Annotated in this window: 16 protein-coding genes; 11 read left to right on the top strand and 5 right to left on the bottom strand. The window is 74.6% G+C overall.

Annotation, left to right across the window (positions count from 1 at the left end; genetic code table 11):
- Positions 1–7: 7 nt before the first annotated feature.
- Positions 8–817, bottom strand: coding sequence for an acyl-CoA thioesterase II (locus HC251_RS18105; protein WP_255566469.1), 810 nt, complete (start codon positions 815–817; stop codon positions 8–10).
- A gap of 118 nt (positions 818–935) precedes the next feature.
- On the opposite strand from HC251_RS18105, the gene HC251_RS18100 reads away from it, so the two are divergent.
- Complete coding sequence (locus tag HC251_RS18100; protein ID WP_219942011.1) at positions 936–2,027, top strand: ATP-binding protein; 1,092 nt, start codon at positions 936–938, stop codon at positions 2,025–2,027.
- 75 nt (positions 2,028–2,102) lie between these two features.
- Here the strand turns inward: HC251_RS18100 and HC251_RS18095 are convergent, their stop codons facing one another.
- From HC251_RS18095 to HC251_RS18080, 4 genes are read right to left on the bottom strand one after another with little or no spacing between them, the layout of a single operon-like run.
- Positions 2,103–3,158, bottom strand: coding sequence for a cyclopropane-fatty-acyl-phospholipid synthase family protein (locus HC251_RS18095; protein WP_219942010.1), 1,056 nt, complete (start codon positions 3,156–3,158; stop codon positions 2,103–2,105).
- On the bottom strand, positions 3,158–4,528 hold the full coding sequence (locus HC251_RS18090; RefSeq protein ID WP_219942009.1) for a cyclopropane-fatty-acyl-phospholipid synthase family protein: 1,371 nt from the start codon (positions 4,526–4,528) through the stop codon (positions 3,158–3,160). Before HC251_RS18090 ends, HC251_RS18095 begins: the two co-directional genes overlap by 1 nt.
- Positions 4,525–5,535 (bottom strand): DUF1365 domain-containing protein, encoded by a 1,011-nt coding sequence (locus HC251_RS18085; RefSeq protein ID WP_219942008.1) that lies wholly within the window; start codon positions 5,533–5,535, stop codon positions 4,525–4,527. The genes HC251_RS18090 and HC251_RS18085 overlap by 4 nt, the downstream gene beginning before the upstream one ends.
- A complete protein-coding gene (locus HC251_RS18080) occupies positions 5,532–6,821 on the bottom strand; it encodes an NAD(P)/FAD-dependent oxidoreductase (RefSeq protein ID WP_219942007.1) in 1,290 nt (429 codons plus the stop codon). Before HC251_RS18080 ends, HC251_RS18085 begins: the two co-directional genes overlap by 4 nt.
- A 78-nt stretch (positions 6,822–6,899) precedes the next feature.
- Between HC251_RS18080 and rsmD the strand changes: the two genes are divergently transcribed.
- The 10 genes from rsmD to smc all read left to right on the top strand — a co-directional run bounded on the left by rsmD (position 6,900) and on the right by smc (position 16,154).
- The gene (gene rsmD, locus HC251_RS18075) at positions 6,900–7,472 is read left to right on the top strand and encodes a 16S rRNA (guanine(966)-N(2))-methyltransferase RsmD (protein ID WP_219942006.1); all 573 of its coding nucleotides are present in this window, start codon (positions 6,900–6,902) and stop codon (positions 7,470–7,472) included.
- Positions 7,469–7,948, top strand: a complete 480-nt coding sequence (gene coaD / locus HC251_RS18070) for a pantetheine-phosphate adenylyltransferase (RefSeq protein WP_219942005.1) — start codon at positions 7,469–7,471, stop codon at positions 7,946–7,948. Before rsmD ends, coaD begins: the two co-directional genes overlap by 4 nt.
- Positions 7,945–8,646: a DivIVA domain-containing protein gene (locus HC251_RS18065; RefSeq protein ID WP_219942004.1), complete on the top strand. Its 702-nt coding sequence runs from the start codon at positions 7,945–7,947 to the stop codon at positions 8,644–8,646. Before coaD ends, HC251_RS18065 begins: the two co-directional genes overlap by 4 nt.
- Positions 8,643–9,188, top strand: a complete 546-nt coding sequence (locus tag HC251_RS18060) for a DUF177 domain-containing protein (RefSeq protein WP_219942003.1) — start codon at positions 8,643–8,645, stop codon at positions 9,186–9,188. Before HC251_RS18065 ends, HC251_RS18060 begins: the two co-directional genes overlap by 4 nt.
- A gap of 139 nt (positions 9,189–9,327) precedes the next feature.
- Positions 9,328–9,507, top strand: coding sequence for a 50S ribosomal protein L32 (gene rpmF / locus HC251_RS18055; protein ID WP_219942002.1), 180 nt, complete (start codon positions 9,328–9,330; stop codon positions 9,505–9,507).
- 1 nt (position 9,508) lies between these two features.
- Positions 9,509–10,504 (top strand): phosphate acyltransferase PlsX, encoded by a 996-nt coding sequence (gene plsX / locus HC251_RS18050; RefSeq protein WP_219942001.1) that lies wholly within the window; start codon positions 9,509–9,511, stop codon positions 10,502–10,504.
- 156 nt (positions 10,505–10,660) lie between these two features.
- Complete coding sequence (locus tag HC251_RS18045) at positions 10,661–10,930, top strand: acyl carrier protein (protein ID WP_219942000.1); 270 nt, start codon at positions 10,661–10,663, stop codon at positions 10,928–10,930.
- Positions 10,927–11,769, top strand: coding sequence for a ribonuclease III (gene rnc, locus HC251_RS18040; protein WP_219945740.1), 843 nt, complete (start codon positions 10,927–10,929; stop codon positions 11,767–11,769). The genes HC251_RS18045 and rnc overlap by 4 nt, the downstream gene beginning before the upstream one ends.
- A complete protein-coding gene (locus HC251_RS18035; protein WP_219941999.1) occupies positions 11,762–12,595 on the top strand; it encodes an Fpg/Nei family DNA glycosylase in 834 nt (277 codons plus the stop codon). The genes rnc and HC251_RS18035 overlap by 8 nt, the downstream gene beginning before the upstream one ends.
- 49 nt (positions 12,596–12,644) lie before the next feature.
- On the top strand, positions 12,645–16,154 hold the full coding sequence (gene smc, locus HC251_RS18030; RefSeq protein ID WP_219941998.1) for a chromosome segregation protein SMC: 3,510 nt from the start codon (positions 12,645–12,647) through the stop codon (positions 16,152–16,154).
- Positions 16,155–16,161: the final 7 nt, after the last annotated feature.

The following is a 16,161-nucleotide window of genomic DNA, read 5'->3' as shown; positions in this document are numbered from 1 at the left end:
GCACCACCTAGCGGCGCGGTCGGAGGAGGACCTCCTGGGTCACCGTCGCCACGTGGGTCCCGTCGGTGGCGAAGACCCGGCCGACGGTGAGGCCTCGGGACGAGATGAGCCCGTGGCAGGTGACGGTGTGCAGGTGCCACTCGTCGGCGCGCAGCGGGCGGTGGAACCACACGGCGTGGTCGAGGCTGAACCCGATGAGGCCCTCGTCGGGCCCGGTGTCGCGGCCCCGGGGGTCGAGGACGTGGGCGGCGTCGGTGGGCACGTCGTCGGACATGTAGGCGAGGGCGGCGGCGTGCAGGGCCGGGGTGTCGTGGGCGCCGGTGAGGGGGCGCGAGAGCTTCACCCACGCCGCGGCCGTGCCGTGCTCGGCGTCGGGGGGCAGGGTGACGCGGTCGTAGGCGCCGCTCCAGGAGTCGTTGGGGGCGCCGTCGGGGAGGGGCACGTCCGGGAGGGAGGTGGTCTGCACCTCGGGCGCGTCCTCGTCGACCTGGAACGACGCCGACAGGGAGAGGATCGCCCCGACGGCCTGGCGGGCCTCGACGGTGCGGGTGGTGAACGAGCGCCCGTTGCGGGTGCGGGCCACCTCGTAGCGGACGGGCTCGGCGTGGTCGCCGCGGCGGATGAAGTAGGCGTGCAGCGAGTGGACCCGGTGCTCGGCGACGACGGTCTGGGCCGCGGCGTGCAGGGCCTGGGCCACGATCTGGCCGCCGTACAGGCCGCCCCACGGGTAGCGGGGTCCGGTGCCCACGAAGGTGTCGGGTCCGTGGGGCTCGAGAGCCATCATCGGGGTGAACGCGTCGTCGGGTGCGGCGGCCATGCCGGCGCGAACCTACCGACCGTCCCGGTGGCGGCCAGAACCGGTCCGCCACCGGCGCCCCCCGACGAAGAGGTCGTCCTCTGTCAGACCTGTGGTCCAGTGATAGCTTTTCACTGTGATGGAACCGAGCCCGTTCCCGTTCCAGGGTCCGCTCCGGGCCGACGAGGTCACCGGTCGCGACGAGCTGCGCCGGGATCTGGCCGAGCGCATCACGGACCGCCGGCTGACGGCCCTGCTCGGGCCGCGCCGGTACGGGAAGACCAGCCTGCTGCGCCGGGTCACCGCCGACCTGGCCGAGGTCGGCTCCGACACGGTGTGGGTCGACCTCTACGAGGTCAGCTCGATGGCCGACGTGGCGTCGTCGCTCGACCGGGGGTTGGCGGAGGTGCGGGGTGGCCTCCGCTCGGCCCTCGACGAGGTGGCGGCGGCGGCATCCATCCGCCTCGGCGTGCTGGGGCTGGAGCTGTCCCGCGGCCCGCGCGACCGCCCCGACCCGGTCCTGCGCCTGCGCAGCCTCCTCCAGCTCCTCGTCCGGGTGGCGGCTCGTCGACCGGTCGTCCTCGTGCTCGACGAGTTCTCGGGCATCGCCGGGGTCCCCCGTGCCGCCGGGGTGCTCCGCACCGAGCTGCAGCACCACTACCGGGATCTCGGGATCGTGTTCGCCGGGTCCCAGCCGTCGACCATGGCGGCCCTCTTCACCGACCAGGCGCAGCCCTTCTTCGCCCAGGCCGATCTGGTCGAGCTGGGCCCCATGGCCGACGAGGAGGTCGTCGCCATCGTCACCGGGGGCTTCGCCCGCACCGGACGCGACGCGGGACCGGCCGTCGCCCCCCTCGTCGCCGCCGCCGAGGGGCACCCGCAGCGGGCCATGCAGCTGGCCGACGCCGTCTGGCGTGCCGTCCCCGAGGGCGAGGCGGCCACGGTCGAGCACTGGGAGCGGGCCCTGGCCGAGGTGCGGGCCTCGGTCGACAACGGCTCCGAGCGGTTGTTCGCCCTGCTCCCGGCGGGCCACCAGAAGGTGCTGCGGGTGGTGGCCGGCGGCGGCAGCGTCTACGGCACGGCGGCGGCGACCCTCTCCCTGTCGACGGGGACGGCGCGGGCGGCCGTCACCGCCCTGGCCGGCAACGGGTACCTGGCCGAGCGCGACGGCCACCTCGTGGTCGTCGACCCCCTGCTGGCCGACTGGGTCCGCCGCCGCTTCGCCCTCTGACCGCGGACCGGTGCCCGGCACCGGTCGGCGGTCAGGGCGGGGGGGTCGGGGGCCGGCGAGGCGCAGCCGAGTGGCCTACGGGCGCGTGCGCGGGCGGAAGAGGTAGTGGCTGACGCCGAAGGCCTCGCCGTCGTCGTGGCCGAAGAGGGCGGCGCAGCCGGCGAAGAAGGCTCGCCACCGGCGGACCTGGACCGTGCCCACCAGCCGGTCGAGCTCGGCCCGGTGGGTCTCGAGGTTGGCCAGCCAGGCCAGCGAGGTCCGCTGGTAGTGGACCCCGCTGAGCGTCCAGTGGTCGACGATGGCGAGGTCGTCCTGGAGGTGGAGGAAGAGGTCGTCGCGGGGCATCAGCCCGCCGGAGAAGAAGTGCCTCGCCATCCAGTCCCGGCGGTCGTCGGCGTCGTAGCGGAAGCAGACGTCGCGGCCGGCGAACACGTGGGTGAAGAAGAGGCCGTCGTCGGCCAGCCAGCGGGCGATCCGCTCGAAGATCACGCCGTGGTTGCGGACGTGCTCGAGCATCTCGACCGACACCACCCGGTCGAACGGGGCGCCCTCGCCGTGGTCGGCGGGGTCGAAGGTGGCCACGTCCGCGGTGATGACGTGGACGTTGGCCAGTCCCCGGTCGGCGGCCTGCTTCTCGATGTGCTCGCGCTGGGTGCGGGAGTTCGACAGGGCGACGACCTCGGCGTCGGGGTAGGTCTCGGCCATCCAGAGGGTGAGGCTGCCCCACCCGCAGCCCAGCTCGAGGATGCGCTGGCCGTCGGCCAGCCGGGCCCGCTCGCCGTACAGCTCGAGCATGGCCACCTCGGCGGCGGCGAGGTCGTCGACGCCCGGCGGGTACAGGCACGACGAGTACTTGAGGCGGGGGCCCAGCACGGCCTCGAAGAAGCGGGTCGGGACCTCGTAGTGCTGCTCGTTGGCCTCGGCCGTGTGGGTGGTGACGGCGCCCGACCGGAGCTCCTGGACGAGCGCCCGGAACCGGTCGCTGCGCTCGTCCAGGGTGCCCGCCCGCTCGGTGCGGAGCCGCTTGGCCACGCGCCCTCGGCAGGCGGCGTGGAGCACCGGCGTCGGGACCAGCCCGCGGTCGAGGGCGAGGAACGACAGGGTGGAGAGGGCGTCGACGACCTTCGGCATCAGCCCCGCCCCTCGGGTGCGGTGGCCAGGACCTGCACCAGGGAGACGTACTCCTCGGCGTAGGCGGCCTCGCAGTAGCAGAGGTAGAACTCCCAGAGCCGCAGCAGGGCGTCGTCGTAGCCGCGGGCGCGGGCGTCGTCGTGGCGGGCGAGGAGGCGGGCGTTCCACTCGTGGAGCGTGCGGGCGTAGTCCTGGGGGAAGGCGTCGACCCGCTCGACCCGGAGGTCGGTGTGGGCGGCCAGGCCGCGCTCGATTACCTCGACCGACGGCAGGCACGACCCGGGGAAGACGTGCTCCTTGACGAAGTCGCTCGAGGTCTTGGCCCGCTCGTAGCGGCTGTCGGGGACGGTGATGGCCTGGAGGGCGAGGCGGCCACCCGGCTTCAGCAGGCGTCCGCAGGTGGAGAAGTAGGCGCCGTGGTCGCGCCAGTCGACGGCCTCGATCATCTCCACCGAGACCAGGGCGTCGAAGGTGCCCTCGCCCTCCCGGGCCAGCAGGTCGCGGTAGTCGAGCAGGGTGACGTCGACGAGGTGGGCGAGGCCGGCGGCGGCGATGCGCTGGCGGGCCAGGGCGTGCTGCTCGGTGGAGATGGTGCACGTTGTGACCCGGATGCCGCGCTCGGCGGCCCGCTCGGCCAGCCCGCCCCACCCGGTGCCGATCTCGACCAGCCGCTCGCCGGGGGCCAGGTCGAGCAGGTCGAGGAGGCGGTCGAGCTTGGCCCGCTGGGCCTCGGCCAGGTCGTCGGTGCCGGTCTCCGAGTAGAGCCCGCAGCTGTAGGCCATGGTCTCGGCGTCGAGGAACAGCTCGAAGAAGTCGTTGCCGAGGTCGTAGTGGGCGGCGATGTCGCGCCGGTCCCGCTCCTTGCTCTCCGGACGCAGCCGGCGGGCCCGGTCGGCGACCGGTGCGGTGACGGCGTCCCACCGCGTCCGGATCCGGTCGAGGACGTCGAGGTTGCGGATGGCCAGGCGGACGAGGCCGGTCAGGTCGTCGGTGTCCCACCACCCGTCGATGAAGCTGGCACCCAGGCCGGTGCTGGCCCGGGTCGTGACCTCCCGCCACACCGCCGGCGTCCGGAGGCGGACGGTCACGTCGAGGTCGGTCGGCTCCCCGAAGGCCGTCACCCGGCCGTCGGCCTCGATGAGCGTCAGCCGTCCGCCCCGGATGCGGGTGAGCAGGGGCGTCAGGACGGCCCTGCTGGCCCGGTCGATGGCGGTCGCCCGCCGCGGGGCGGGCCGGACGGTGGTGGGGCGGATCGCGCCGGCGGCGCTCCGGTCGGGCGCGCCCTCGAGGGCCGGGCGGGCACCGGGGGAGCCGGTGGGAGCGGAGCCGACGCCCTCAGGGCGGTGGGTGGGCTCGGCGGACGTGGTCATCGATGGGCTCCGGGTGGTGCGGCGGGGTGGGTGTGGCGGGGGTGGCGACGGAACGGGGCGCCCTTGCGCCAGAGGCGCAGGGCGTTGAGGTGGATGCCCGCCGAGACGCGGTGCGCCGGCAGGCGGTGGTGGAGGAGGACGTGGGTCATCGACGCCCGGTCGAGGGGGCGCCGGTGGAGGACCATCCGGGCCGAGAACACGAGGTCGCCGGCGTCCACGTCGTCCAGCCCGGTGCCGACCTCCCGCGAACCGGTCTGGTCCGGCCTGGCGGCAGCCCCTGGGGCTCCTGGGCCGGGCGCCAGCCCGAGCCGGCGAGCGGAGCGAGCTTCGGCGGGAAGAGGCCGGTTCGCGGACCCGGTGGGGTCGACGACCCCGTCTGCGACATGGCTTCGGCGGCGGTCGTCCATCTCGACGACGAAGCGGTCCCGGCCCGGGGGGCTGAAGCGGAGGACGTGGTCGAGGTCGAGGTCCATGAACGGCGAGACGTGCATGGCCTTGGCGAAGCGGATGCCGGTGGCCTCGGCCTCCTCGGGGGGTGGGGCGGCCAGGGCGTAGGCCGTGCGCTCGTGCCACGGCGTGTTGGTCACCTCGGCGAGCACCGCCTCGACCCGGGTGTCCTCGGCGTCGTAGGCGAAGTAGAGGCTGATCGGGTTGAAGGTCCAGGCCCAGTGGCGGAGGTGGGTGAGGAGCCGGATCGGCCCGGCGGGGGCGGTGCCGAGGCGGTCGGCGAGCGTCGCCCGCACCGCGGTGTCGAGCGGGACCGACGGGTCGCCGTGGAGGTCGCGCCGCCGGAACCGCACCGGGGCGGGGCGCGACGTCGACCAGAGCGGGTGGGCGGCGAAGGCCTCGTCGAGCTCGGCCAGGTCGAGGTGGGCGAGCACGATGGGCTGGCTGAAGCCGTGCTGCACGTCGATCCGGCGCCTGTGGCCGATCGTCCCCTCGTAGAGGCAGCTCCGCAGCCCGGTGGGGGTGGTCCCGACGGCGTCCGGGGCGGCGAGGGCGCTCACCACCGCGTGCTCCCGGGGTCGATGCGCTCGCAGACGTGCTCGGCCGCCCGGGCCCCGTCCTCGTGGAAGCCGTAGCCGGTCCAGGCTCCGGCCCACCACAGCCCACCCCGGCCCTGGATGCGGGGCAGCCGGGCCTGGGCCCGGATGGCCAGCCCGTCGAGCACGGGGTGGGCGTAGTCGTAGCGGCCGAGGACCGTCTCGGGGTCGATCTCGTCGTCGCGGTTCAGGCTCAGGCACACGGGCGTGGTGACCGGGAGCGGCTGCAGCCGGTTCATCAGGTAGGTGACCGCCACCGCCCTCTGCGGCTCGGCCGGCAGGAGGACGTTCCACGACGACCACGTCGCCTCGTGGCGGGGGAGCATCGACCGGTCGGTGTGGAGGACGGCCGGGTTGGGCTGGGTGCGCACGGCGCCGACGACGGCCCGCTCGTCCTCGTCGGCGTCCGCCACCATGGCGAGGGCGGTCGGGGCGTGGACGGCCAGGACCACGGCGTCGAAGTGCTCGGGCGGGCCCCCGGCGACGCGGAGGTCGATCCCCCCGTCGGGCCGCCGGCGGACCTCGGTCACGGGCGCCTTGAGCCGCACGTCCTCGGCGAAGGGGGCGCTGATGGCGTCGACGTAGGACCGCGACCCGCCCACGACCGTGCGCCACTGCGGGCGCTCGCCCAGCGAGAGCATCCCGTGGTTGCGGAGGAACCGGCAGATCGTCGTGGCCGGGAAGTCGAGGACCGTCGTCGGGTCGGCGGACCAGACGGCGGCGGTGAGGGGGACGACGTAGGCCTCGCCCAGGGCGCGGGGGAGGTGGTGGCGGGCGAGGAAGGATCGCAGCGTCTCGGCGGTGTCGGCCTCGCCCCGGTCGACCTGGGCCAGCAGGCGGACGCCGGCCCGGTGCCAGCGGGGGATGGCGGCCAGCACCCGGGCGTGGGCGGCGTGGCCCAGGGGGGTCACCCGGCCCGACCCGTGCGTGGCCCGGGCCCGCATGCGCCCGAGGGCGGTGCCCCACTCGACGCCGGCCCGCTCGTCGGCCACCGACAGGCTCATCTCGGCCGGGACCGTCGCCACGCCGAGCCGGGTGAGCAGGGCCGTGAGGCGGGGGTAGGTCCGGTCGTTGCAGACGATGAAGCCGGTGTCGACCGGGAAGCTCTGCCCGTCGACCTCGACGTCCACCGTGTGGGCGTGGCCACCGAGGCGGTCGGCGGCCTCGAAGAGCCGGATCTGGTGGTGGCGGTGGAGGTGGTGAGCGGCGACGAGGCCGGTCACGCCCCCACCCACGATGGCGATGCGCACGATGCCTGTTCGCTGCCCCGATGGGACCGGATTGCCCCAAGTCCGTCCGCGCCCTGGTGGGAGCGGCAGACTGCGCCCATGCGCGTCGTGGCCGGCACCGCCGGTGGCCGGAGGCTCACCGCCCCTGCGGGGACCGGCACCCGTCCCACCACCGACCGGGTGCGGGAGGCGGTGTTCAACGCCCTCGGCAGCATGGGAGCCGTCGACGGGGCCCGCGTGCTCGACGCCTTCGCCGGCAGTGGCGCGCTCGGCATCGAGGCCCTGTCCCGCGGCGCTGCGACCTGCACCTTCGTGGAGCAGGAGCGGGCGGCCCGGGTCGTGGTCGAGGCCAACCTGGCCGCCACCGGGCTCGATGCCGACGCCCGGGTCATCGGCGGCGACGTCCACGACCACCTCGAGCGGACCTCCGAGCGGTTCGACCTCGTCCTCCTCGACCCGCCCCACGCCCAGGCCGACTGGGACCGGCTCCTCGGCCTGGTGGCCGCCCGGCTCGCCGCCGACGGGGTCGTCGTGGTCGAGTCGGATCGCCCGGTCGTCGAGGCCGGCGACGCCACGTGGTCGCTGCGGAGGGAGAAGGCCTACGGCGGTACGGTGGTGCAGATGCTCACCCTCGTCACCGCCCTCACCGGTGAGAACGGCGGTCCGTCGTGACCACGGTCCTCTACCCGGGGTCGTTCGACCCCGTCCACAACGGCCACATCGAGATCATCGAGGTCGCCGCCGGGCTGTTCGACGACGTGGTGGTGGCCGCCCTGCGCAACCCGCAGAAGGGCGAGCCCATGTTCGACGTGGACGAGCGCACCAAGATGCTCGAGGAGTCGACCAGCCACCTGCCCAACGTGCGCATCGTCGGGTTCTCCAAGCTCGTGGTCGAGGTGGCCCAGGAGGTCGGGGCCGACTTCATCATCAAGGGCCTGCGGGCCGTCTCCGACTTCGAGTCGGAGATGCACCAGGCCCACATGAACCTGGCCATCTCCGGGGTGCACAGCGTGTTCATCCCGTCGGCCACCGAGCACTCGTTCGTGGCGTCGAAGCTGATCCGCGAGATCGCCCGGTTCGGCGGCGACGTGACCTCGATGGTGCCGACCCCGGTGACCCAGCGACTCGCAGAGAGGTTCGGACGATGACGTTCAACGACGACCTGCCCACCGCCGGGGAGGCCAGTGGCCAGCACCCGCAGGCGACGCGACGCCGCTCGCGGGACCCGCTCGCCGGACCCGAGGCCGACGCCCTGCTGCGCCGGGCCGCGGACCTGGTCGCCTCGGCCCGACCCATGCCGCTGTCGTCGTCGGTGATGATCAACCGGGACGAGGTGCTCGACCTGCTGGGCGAGGCCATCGACCGCCTGCCCGACGAGCTCCGCCAGGCCCGCTGGCTGCTGAAGGAGCGCGAGGACTTCCTGGCCCGCGTGCAGGGCGAGGGCGACGAGATCCTCGACCAGGCCAGCGCCAAGGCCGAGGCCATGGTCCAGCGCACCGAGGTGGTCAAGGCCGCCGAGCAGCGCGCCAAGCGGATCGTCGAGGAGGCCCAGGACGAGGCCCGTCGGCTGCGCCACGAGTGCGAGGACTTCTGCGACCAGCGCCTGGCCCAGTTCGAGATCGTGCTGAACCGGACCATGAAGATGGTCCACGCCGGGCGCGAGAAGCTGAACGCGGCACCGATGGCCGCCCCGGCCGACAGCCGTGACGACGACGGCACCGACGAGGTCGCCGCCGTGCCCATGGCCCCGACCGACGTCCCCCACGGCGGGTTCGGCAAGCCGCCGGCCCAGGCCACCGTCCCCCCGGGTGGTGACGCGCCCTTCTTCGACCAGGACGACGGGTGAGCCGGCTCCGCACCCTGGAGCACATCGCCGACGTCCGCCGCCGGCCCGGCACCCAGCGCCCGGTCGTCCGCACCTTCCCGGCCGAGGCCCTGGGGCCCCTGGGCACCTCGACCGCCACCGTCCCGCCCGACGGCGAGATCACCCTCGACGCCACCGTCGAGGCCGCCGGGCTCGACATCGTCCTGGCCGGCACGGCCACCGCCCCCTGGGAGGGGGAGTGCCGCCGCTGCCTCCGGTCCGTCGTCGGGACCGTCGAGGTCGACCTCCGGGAGATCTTCTCCCCGCACCCCGTCGAGGGCGAGACCTGGCCGGTCGAGCACGACAGCATCGACCTGGGGCCGGTCATCCACGACGCTGTGCTGCTCAGCCTGCCGCTGGTGCCGCTGTGCGCCGAGGACTGCGCCGGACCGGACCCCGAGCGCTTCCCCGCCCGGGTCGAGGGCGACCCCGCCCTCGAGGAGCGCGACGACGAGGACGAGGCGGCCCCGACGCCCTTGGCCGACCCGCGGTGGTCGGCCCTCGACGACCTGCGCTTCGACTGATCCCGGTCGGCGGCTTCGCCGCGTCCGGGGTGCCGCCGCTACGCTCTCCCCCTTGTGCCTCGGGCATCCCCGAGCCCACCCGCACGGAGCCGCGCCGCAAGGCGAGGCGACCCGATAGACGAAACCAGGAACGACTGCGATGGCCGTCCCCAAGAAGAAGACCTCCAAGTCCAAGAGCCGCAGTCGTCGGGCCAGCGCCTGGCGCCTCGACGCTCCGCCGCGGAGCACCTGCTCGCGCTGCGGCGCGGTGAAGCTGCCCCACCGGGTGTGCGGCAACTGCGGCTTCTACAAGGACCGCCAGGCCATCGACGTCGACTGACGTGGACCTCCCCGCACCCATCGCCGTCGATGCGATGGGGGGTGACAAGGCCCCCGACGAGATCGTGGCCGGCGCCGAGCGCGCTGCGTCCGAGCTGGGCCTGCCGATCGTGCTGGTCGGCGACCCCGACCGGCTGAGCACCTCGCTCGAGGTCGTCCCCGCCTCCGAGGTCATCAAGATGCACGACGACCCGGGCAAGGCCGTCCGCCGCAAGAAGGACTCGTCGCTGGTCCGGGCGGCCGAGGCCGTCCGCGACGGCCGGGCCTCGGCCATGGTCAGCGCCGGCAACACCGGGGCGACCTTCGGCGCCGCCCTGCTGCGGATGGGCCGGATCAGGGGCGTGGCCCGCCCGGCCATCGCCACGCCGCTGCCCCGCCCCGGCCACGACGTCCCCCTCGTGCTGCTCGACGCCGGGGCCAACGCCGACGCCCAGGCCGAGTGGCTGGTGCAGTTCGCCCAGATGGGCGCCGTGTTCGCCCGCGACCGCCTCGGCATCGACGCCCCCGAGGTCGGGCTGCTCTCGATCGGCGAGGAGCCCGGCAAGGGCGACACCCTCCGCAAGGAGACCTACGCCCTGCTCGACGACCCGGCCTGGACCGAGGCCTGCGGCGCCCGCTTCGTCGGCAACGTCGAGGGGCGGGACCTGATGTTCCCCGGCGTCGACGTGGTCGTCACCGACGGCTTCACCGGCAACGTCGCCCTCAAGACCCTGGAGGGGGCCATGCGGTCCCTGGTCGGGGCCATCCTGGGCGCCTTCGACACCGACGACGCCACCCGCGCCGCCGGTGACGCCCTCATGCCGGCGCTGCTGCCGCTCTACGGCCAGCTCGACCCCGACGCCACGGGTGGGGCCATGCTCCTCGGTGTCGACGGCGTGTGCATCATCAGCCACGGCTCGTCGTCGGCCACGGCCATCGTGAACGCCTGCCGGGTCGCGGCCGAGTCCGTCACCTCCGACCTGGTCGGCAAGCTCACCACCGCCCTCGCCCCCGCCTGAGGACGCGACGGCCCGGCACGTCGCGTCCGGGAGACGCGGGTCGCTCGCCGGCCTCCGCTTCACAAGCGCACAAAGTTGCGTTCCGGTAAGGTCAACCGGCTGTCCGACGACCAGGGAGCCGACGTGCCCGCCGAGACCCACAGCCAGCAAGCACCCATGACTCGTCAAGAGGTGTTCGAGCTCATCCGTGACCGGCTGGTGGACATCCTGGAGATCGACGCCTCCGAGGTCCACGAGGGCGACTCCTTCGCCGACGACCTCGAGGCCGACTCGCTGGCCCTGATCGAGCTGGTCGAGGCCCTCGAGGAGGAGATCGGCGAGCGCACCGTCGGCTTCCGGATCGAGGACGAGGACCTCGAAGACCTCAAGACCGTCCGCGACGCCGTGGACTACGTGCACAGCCGGGTGGGCGGCGACGCGTCCTGAGCGCGAGCGACACGGTCCCCCCGGTCGCGCCGCTGGCCGACCGCATCGGGTACTCCTTCGTCGACCCCGGGCTGCTCGAGATCGCCATGTGCCACCGCTCGTGGTGCGCCGAGAACGCCGGCGGGACGTCGAACGAGCGCCTCGAGTTCCTGGGTGACGCCGTGCTCGGCGCCGTCGTGGCCGAGGAGCTGTACCGCAGGTTCCCCGACGCCGACGAGGGCTGGCTGTCGCGCGCCCGGGCCACGGTCGTCCGGGCCACCACCCTGGCCGAGACGGCCGAGGAGCTCGGCCTGGGTGCCGTCGTCCGCCTGGGCAAGGGCGAGGAGGCCACCGGCGGGCGGGAGAAGCCGTCGATCCTGGCCGACGCCCTCGAGGCCGTCATCGGCGCCGTCCACCTCGACGGCGGTCGCGACGCCTCCCGGGCCGCCGTCATGACGTTCCTCGGCGATCGCATCCGGAGCGCGTCGGGCGAGCCCGGCCACCTCGACGACAAGAGCCGGCTCCAGGAGCACGTCAGCCGGGTGCTGCGCGAGGTCGTCTCCTACCGCGTCACCGACACCGGCCCCGAGCACGACAAGACCTTCACCGCCATCGCCCGCATCAGCGGCACCCCCTGGGGCGAGGGCACGGGCCGGTCCAAGAAGCAGGCCGAGCAGCTCGCGGCCCGCGCCGCCTACGACGCGCTGCTCGCCGCCCACCCGCCCGCCCCGGTGCTCGCCGCCGGCCAGGCCGATCCGCCCACCGAGGCGCTCGCCGCCGGCGAGGCCGATCCCCCCACCGAGACCACCGCAACGGCCGAGGACCCCTCGGCCCCGACTGAGAAGACCGACGATGCCTGAGCTGCCCGAGATGGAGACCCTCCGACGCGACCTCGACCGCGAGGTCGGGGGCAAGCGGGTCAAGACCACGGAGGTGACGGGGCGGACGGCCATGGGCGCCGTCCCCAAGAAGCAGCTCATCGAGCGCCTCGACGGCGTGAAGGTCAGCGGCGCCGACCGCCGCGGGCTGATCCTCACCCTCAAGCTCGACAGCGGTGAGCTGCTCGTCCTCGACATCCGCGAGGGCGGCCACCTCCGCAAGACCACCCCCAAGGAGGAGGTGGCCAAGGGCACCCAGGTCGTCATCTCCTTCACCCAGGGCGGCCAGCTGCGCATGGTCGACACCACGGGGAAGATGAAGATCTGGGTCGCCACCCCCGACGAGCTGCTCGAGCAGGAGCCGATCCTCACCCAGCTGGGCCTCGACCCCGTCGTCGAGCCCATCTCGTGGACGACCTTCGGGCACCTGCTGCTCAGCCGGGCCCAGCCCATCAAGAGCTTCCTGATGGACCCGACCGCCGTGGTCGGCATCGGCCCGATCTACTCCGACGAGATCATCTGGCAGGCCGGCCTCCGCCACGACCGCGAGTCCAACCGCCTCACGTCCCAGGAGATGCGCCGCCTGTACCGCGCCCTGGTCGAGACGCTCCACGACGGGGCCAAGCACCGCGGCACCACCCTGGGCGAGGACGGCTACTACGACCTCGCCGGCAAGCCCGGCGGGTTCCAGGAGTACCTCGAGGTCTACGAGCGGGCCGGCAAGGCGTGCAGCCGGTGCCGGGGCACCATCACCAAGGTGAAGTTCGCCAAGGCCAACCTGTTCATGTGCCCCGACTGCCAGGTCTGACGGTCCCCTCCGGGACCCTGCTCGTGCCCCCTCCCCGGCTGGACTGACCGTGTTCCTCAAGACGCTCACCCTCAAGGGCTTCAAGTCCTTCGCCGACGCCACCGCCCTGGAGATGGAGCCGGGCGTCACCGTCGTCGTCGGCCCCAACGGCAGCGGCAAGTCCAACGTCGTCGACGCCATCGCCTGGGTGCTGGGCGCCCAGGCGCCGAGCGCGGTGCGCAGCCAGAAGATGGACGACGTCATCTTCGCCGGGACGGCCAAGCGCCCGGCCCTGGGGCGGGCCGAGGTCAGCCTGACCATCGACAACAGCGCCGGTCTGCTCCCGATCGACTTCGGCGAGGTCACCATCACCCGCACCCTGTGGCGCTCGGGCGACAGCGACTACGCCATCAACGGAGTCCCGTGCCGGATGCTCGACATCCAGGAGCTCCTGTCGGACTCGGGCGTCGGCCGCCAGCAGCACGTCATCATCTCGCAGGGCCAGATCGACGCCGTGCTGAACGCCCGCCCCGAGGACCGCCGGCTCATCATCGAGGAGGCGGCCGGGATCTTGAAGTTCCGGCGCCGCAAGGAGAAGGCCGAGCGCCGCCTCGCCGGCACCGAGGCCAACCTCCTCCGCCTCCAGGACCTGCTCCGCGAGGTGCGCCGCCAGCTCCGGCCCCTCGAGCGCCAGGCGGAGGCGGCGCGCCGCCACGAGTCGCTGGTCGAGGAGCTGGGCGCCCTGCGCCTGTTCCTCGCCGGCCACGAGCTGCGGCGCCTGCGCACCCGCCTGGAGGCGGCCGAGCGGACCCGGCGCGACCTGCGCGCCGGCGAGTCCGACGCCAAGGCCCAGCTGAGCCAGCTCGACGCCCTCGTGGTGGCCACCGAGACCCGGCTCTCCGCCCTCGGTGGCGACGACCTGGGTGACGACCTGGCCCGGTGCGAGGCCCTGCGCGAGCGGGCCCGGGGCCTGTCGGCCGTCCTGGCCGAGCGCCGCCGCGGGCTGGAGCGCCAGCGGGGGGCGTCGGTCGACCAGGCCGTGATCGCCTCGCTCGAGGCCGATGCCGCCCGCCTCGACGCCGAGCTGGAGGCCGTCGAGTCCGAGCGGGCCCGCCTGGCCCCCGACGCCGAGGCGCTGGCCGAGGCCGAGGCCGTGTTGGCGGCGGAGCGGGAGCGCTTCGCCGAGGAGTGGGGCGACGACGCCGGCGGGGCCGAGCAGGCGTGGGCCGAGGCCGGCGGCGTCGGCGTCAGCCGGGCCGCCGAGGTCCGGGGCGAGCTCACCGCGGTGCGGTCGTCGGTCGAGCGGTGGGAGCAGGAGCGCCGGCGCGTCGCCGAGCGCATCGACGCCCTCGCCGCCAAGGCCGCCCGCCTCGACCAGGAGGCCGAACGGCTGCGGGGCGAGCTGGCCGAGGCCGAGGCCGCCGAGGGCACCCTCGTCGAGGAGTCCGACGTCGCCGTCGCCCGCCGGGCCGAGGTCGAGACCGCCGCCGAGGCCGCCGAGGAGCGCCGTCGCACCGCCGACGCCGAGCGCCACCGCTGGGCCGCCCGGGCCGACGCCCTCGGCCTGGCCCTCGACGAGGCCCGGGCCCGGGCCGGAGCCGAGCGCCTCGCGGGCGTCAGCGGCGTGCTGGGCACGCTGCTCGACCTGGTCGCCGTGGACGAGGGCTGGGAGGCGGCCTTCGAGGCCGCCGCCGGCGCCGCCCTCGGTGCGGTCGTGGTCGACGGGGTCGAGGGGGCTCGGCGCGCCCTCGAGACCCTGGCCGCCGGCGAGCTGGCCGGTGCCGTCGTCCCCCTCACCTCGGCGTCCGGTCCCGCCCGGGATGCCTCGGACGCGATCCGCGACGGCGAGGCGCTGCGGCCGCACGTGCGGGCGGTGGCGCCCGGCGTCGAGGGTCTGCTCGACGCGCTCGTGGGGTCCGCCGTCGTCGTCGACGCCTGGCCCGACGCCGTCGACGCCGTGCTCGCCGCCCCCGGCACCGTGGTCGTCACCCGGGCCGGTGACCGCTTCGCCCCCGACGGGTGGCGGGTCGGGGCCGCCGGCTCGGGGGCCACCGGCGCCGCCCTGGCCGAGGCCCAGGAGCGGGCGGCCGCCGCCGCCGCCGAGGCCGACGCCGCCGCCACCGAGGTCGGCGAGCTCCGGCGCCTCCTGACCGAGGCCCGCACCGCCGAGACCGAGGCCAGCCGGGCGCTCGATCGCAACGACAGCCGCCTCGTCGCGGCCGGGGACGCCCTCCAGCGCACCGACGCCGACCGCCGGGACCTGGCCACCGAGGCGGCGTCGCTCCAGACCCACGCCGGCGAGCTCGACGAGCGGGTGGCCCGCGACGGCGAGCGCCTCGCCGCCCTCGAGGCCGAGCTGCCCGGGCTCGAGGCCGACGAGGCCCGCCGGGCCGACCGGGCCCGCGCCGCGGCCGACGCCCGGTCCCGCATCGACGACCGGGCCGGATCGGTCGCCGCCCTGCGGGGCGACCTCGAGGTCCGGGCCGCGAGCATCGAGGAGCGCACCCAGTTCCTCACCGGTCGCCGGGCCGACATCGAGGAGCGCCTCTCCCGCCACAGCGCCGAGCGCACCGAGGCCGAGGCCCGCCGGACGGGGCTCGAGCGCCAGGAGCAGGCCGTCACCCGGCTGGCCGCGGTGGTGGCCGCCCGGTCCGAGGAGGTCGAGGTCGCCCTGGCCTCCCTGCGCGAGCGTCGTCGTCAGCAGTCCGACGCCGCCCGGGCCGTCGCCGCCGAGCTCGAGGGGACGCGGGCTCGGCGGGTCGAGGCCGAGAAGGGCCTGGGCGAGACCCGCGAGCGCCTGCAGCGGGCCGAGCTCGACATCTCGGAGCTGACCGTCCGCATCGAGTCCGCTGTCGAGGCCATGCGCCGGGACCTCGACGCCGACCCCGACACCGCCCTCGCCGCCCCCGAGCCGACGGTCCCCGAGGGGGCCACCGTCGCCGGTCGGGTGCGAGACCTCGAGCGCGAGCTGCGCCTGCTGGGGCCGATCAACCCGCTGGCGCTGGAGGAGTTCACCGCCCTCCAGGAGCGCCACGAGCACGTCGAGGCCCAGCTCGACGACGTGAAGTCCGCCCGGCGTGACCTGGCCAAGGTCATCCGGGCCGTCGACGCCGAGATCGTCTCGGTCTTCGCGTCGGCCTACGCCGACGTCGAGGGCAACTTCCGCCACCTCTTCGAGACGCTCTTCCCCGGCGGCCAGGGGCGCCTGGCGCTGACCTCCCCCGAGGACCTCCTCGGCACCGGCGTCGAGATCGAGGCCAAGCCCTCGGGCAAGAACGTCAAGAAGCTGTCGCTGCTCTCGGGCGGGGAGCGGTCGCTGACCGCCCTCGCCTACCTGTTCGCCGTGTTCCGGGCCCGGCCCTCGCCCTTCTACGTGATGGACGAGGTCGAGGCCGCCCTCGACGACGTGAACCTCCACCGCTTCCTCGGCCTGGTCGCCGAGTTCCGGGCCGACGCCCAGCTGATCATCGTCAGCCACCAGAAGCGCACCATGGAGGCCGCCGACCTCCTCTACGGCGTCACCATGCAGCCCGGCGGCAGCAGCAAGGTGATCAGCGAGAAGGCCAACGCCGCCACCTGATCCTCAG

It is taken from the genome of Iamia sp. SCSIO 61187 (assembly GCF_019443745.1).
GTDB lineage: Bacteria > Actinomycetota > Acidimicrobiia > Acidimicrobiales > Iamiaceae > Iamia.
This window is presented reverse-complemented; position numbering and strand designations above follow the sequence as displayed.

Coding starts and splice junctions, on each gene's coding strand:
- HC251_RS18105 (WP_255566469.1), bottom strand. CDS start 817: ATGGCCGCCGCACCCGACGACGCGTTCACCCCGATGATGGCTCTCGAG.
- HC251_RS18100 (WP_219942011.1), top strand. CDS start 936: ATGGAACCGAGCCCGTTCCCGTTCCAGGGTCCGCTCCGGGCCGACGAG.
- HC251_RS18095 (WP_219942010.1), bottom strand. CDS start 3,158: ATGCCGAAGGTCGTCGACGCCCTCTCCACCCTGTCGTTCCTCGCCCTC.
- HC251_RS18090 (WP_219942009.1), bottom strand. CDS start 4,528: ATGACCACGTCCGCCGAGCCCACCCACCGCCCTGAGGGCGTCGGCTCC.
- rsmD (WP_219942006.1), top strand. CDS start 6,900: ATGCGCGTCGTGGCCGGCACCGCCGGTGGCCGGAGGCTCACCGCCCCT.
- HC251_RS18065 (WP_219942004.1), top strand. CDS start 7,945: ATGACGTTCAACGACGACCTGCCCACCGCCGGGGAGGCCAGTGGCCAG.
- rpmF (WP_219942002.1), top strand. CDS start 9,328: ATGGCCGTCCCCAAGAAGAAGACCTCCAAGTCCAAGAGCCGCAGTCGT.
- HC251_RS18045 (WP_219942000.1), top strand. CDS start 10,661: ATGACTCGTCAAGAGGTGTTCGAGCTCATCCGTGACCGGCTGGTGGAC.
- HC251_RS18035 (WP_219941999.1), top strand. CDS start 11,762: ATGCCTGAGCTGCCCGAGATGGAGACCCTCCGACGCGACCTCGACCGC.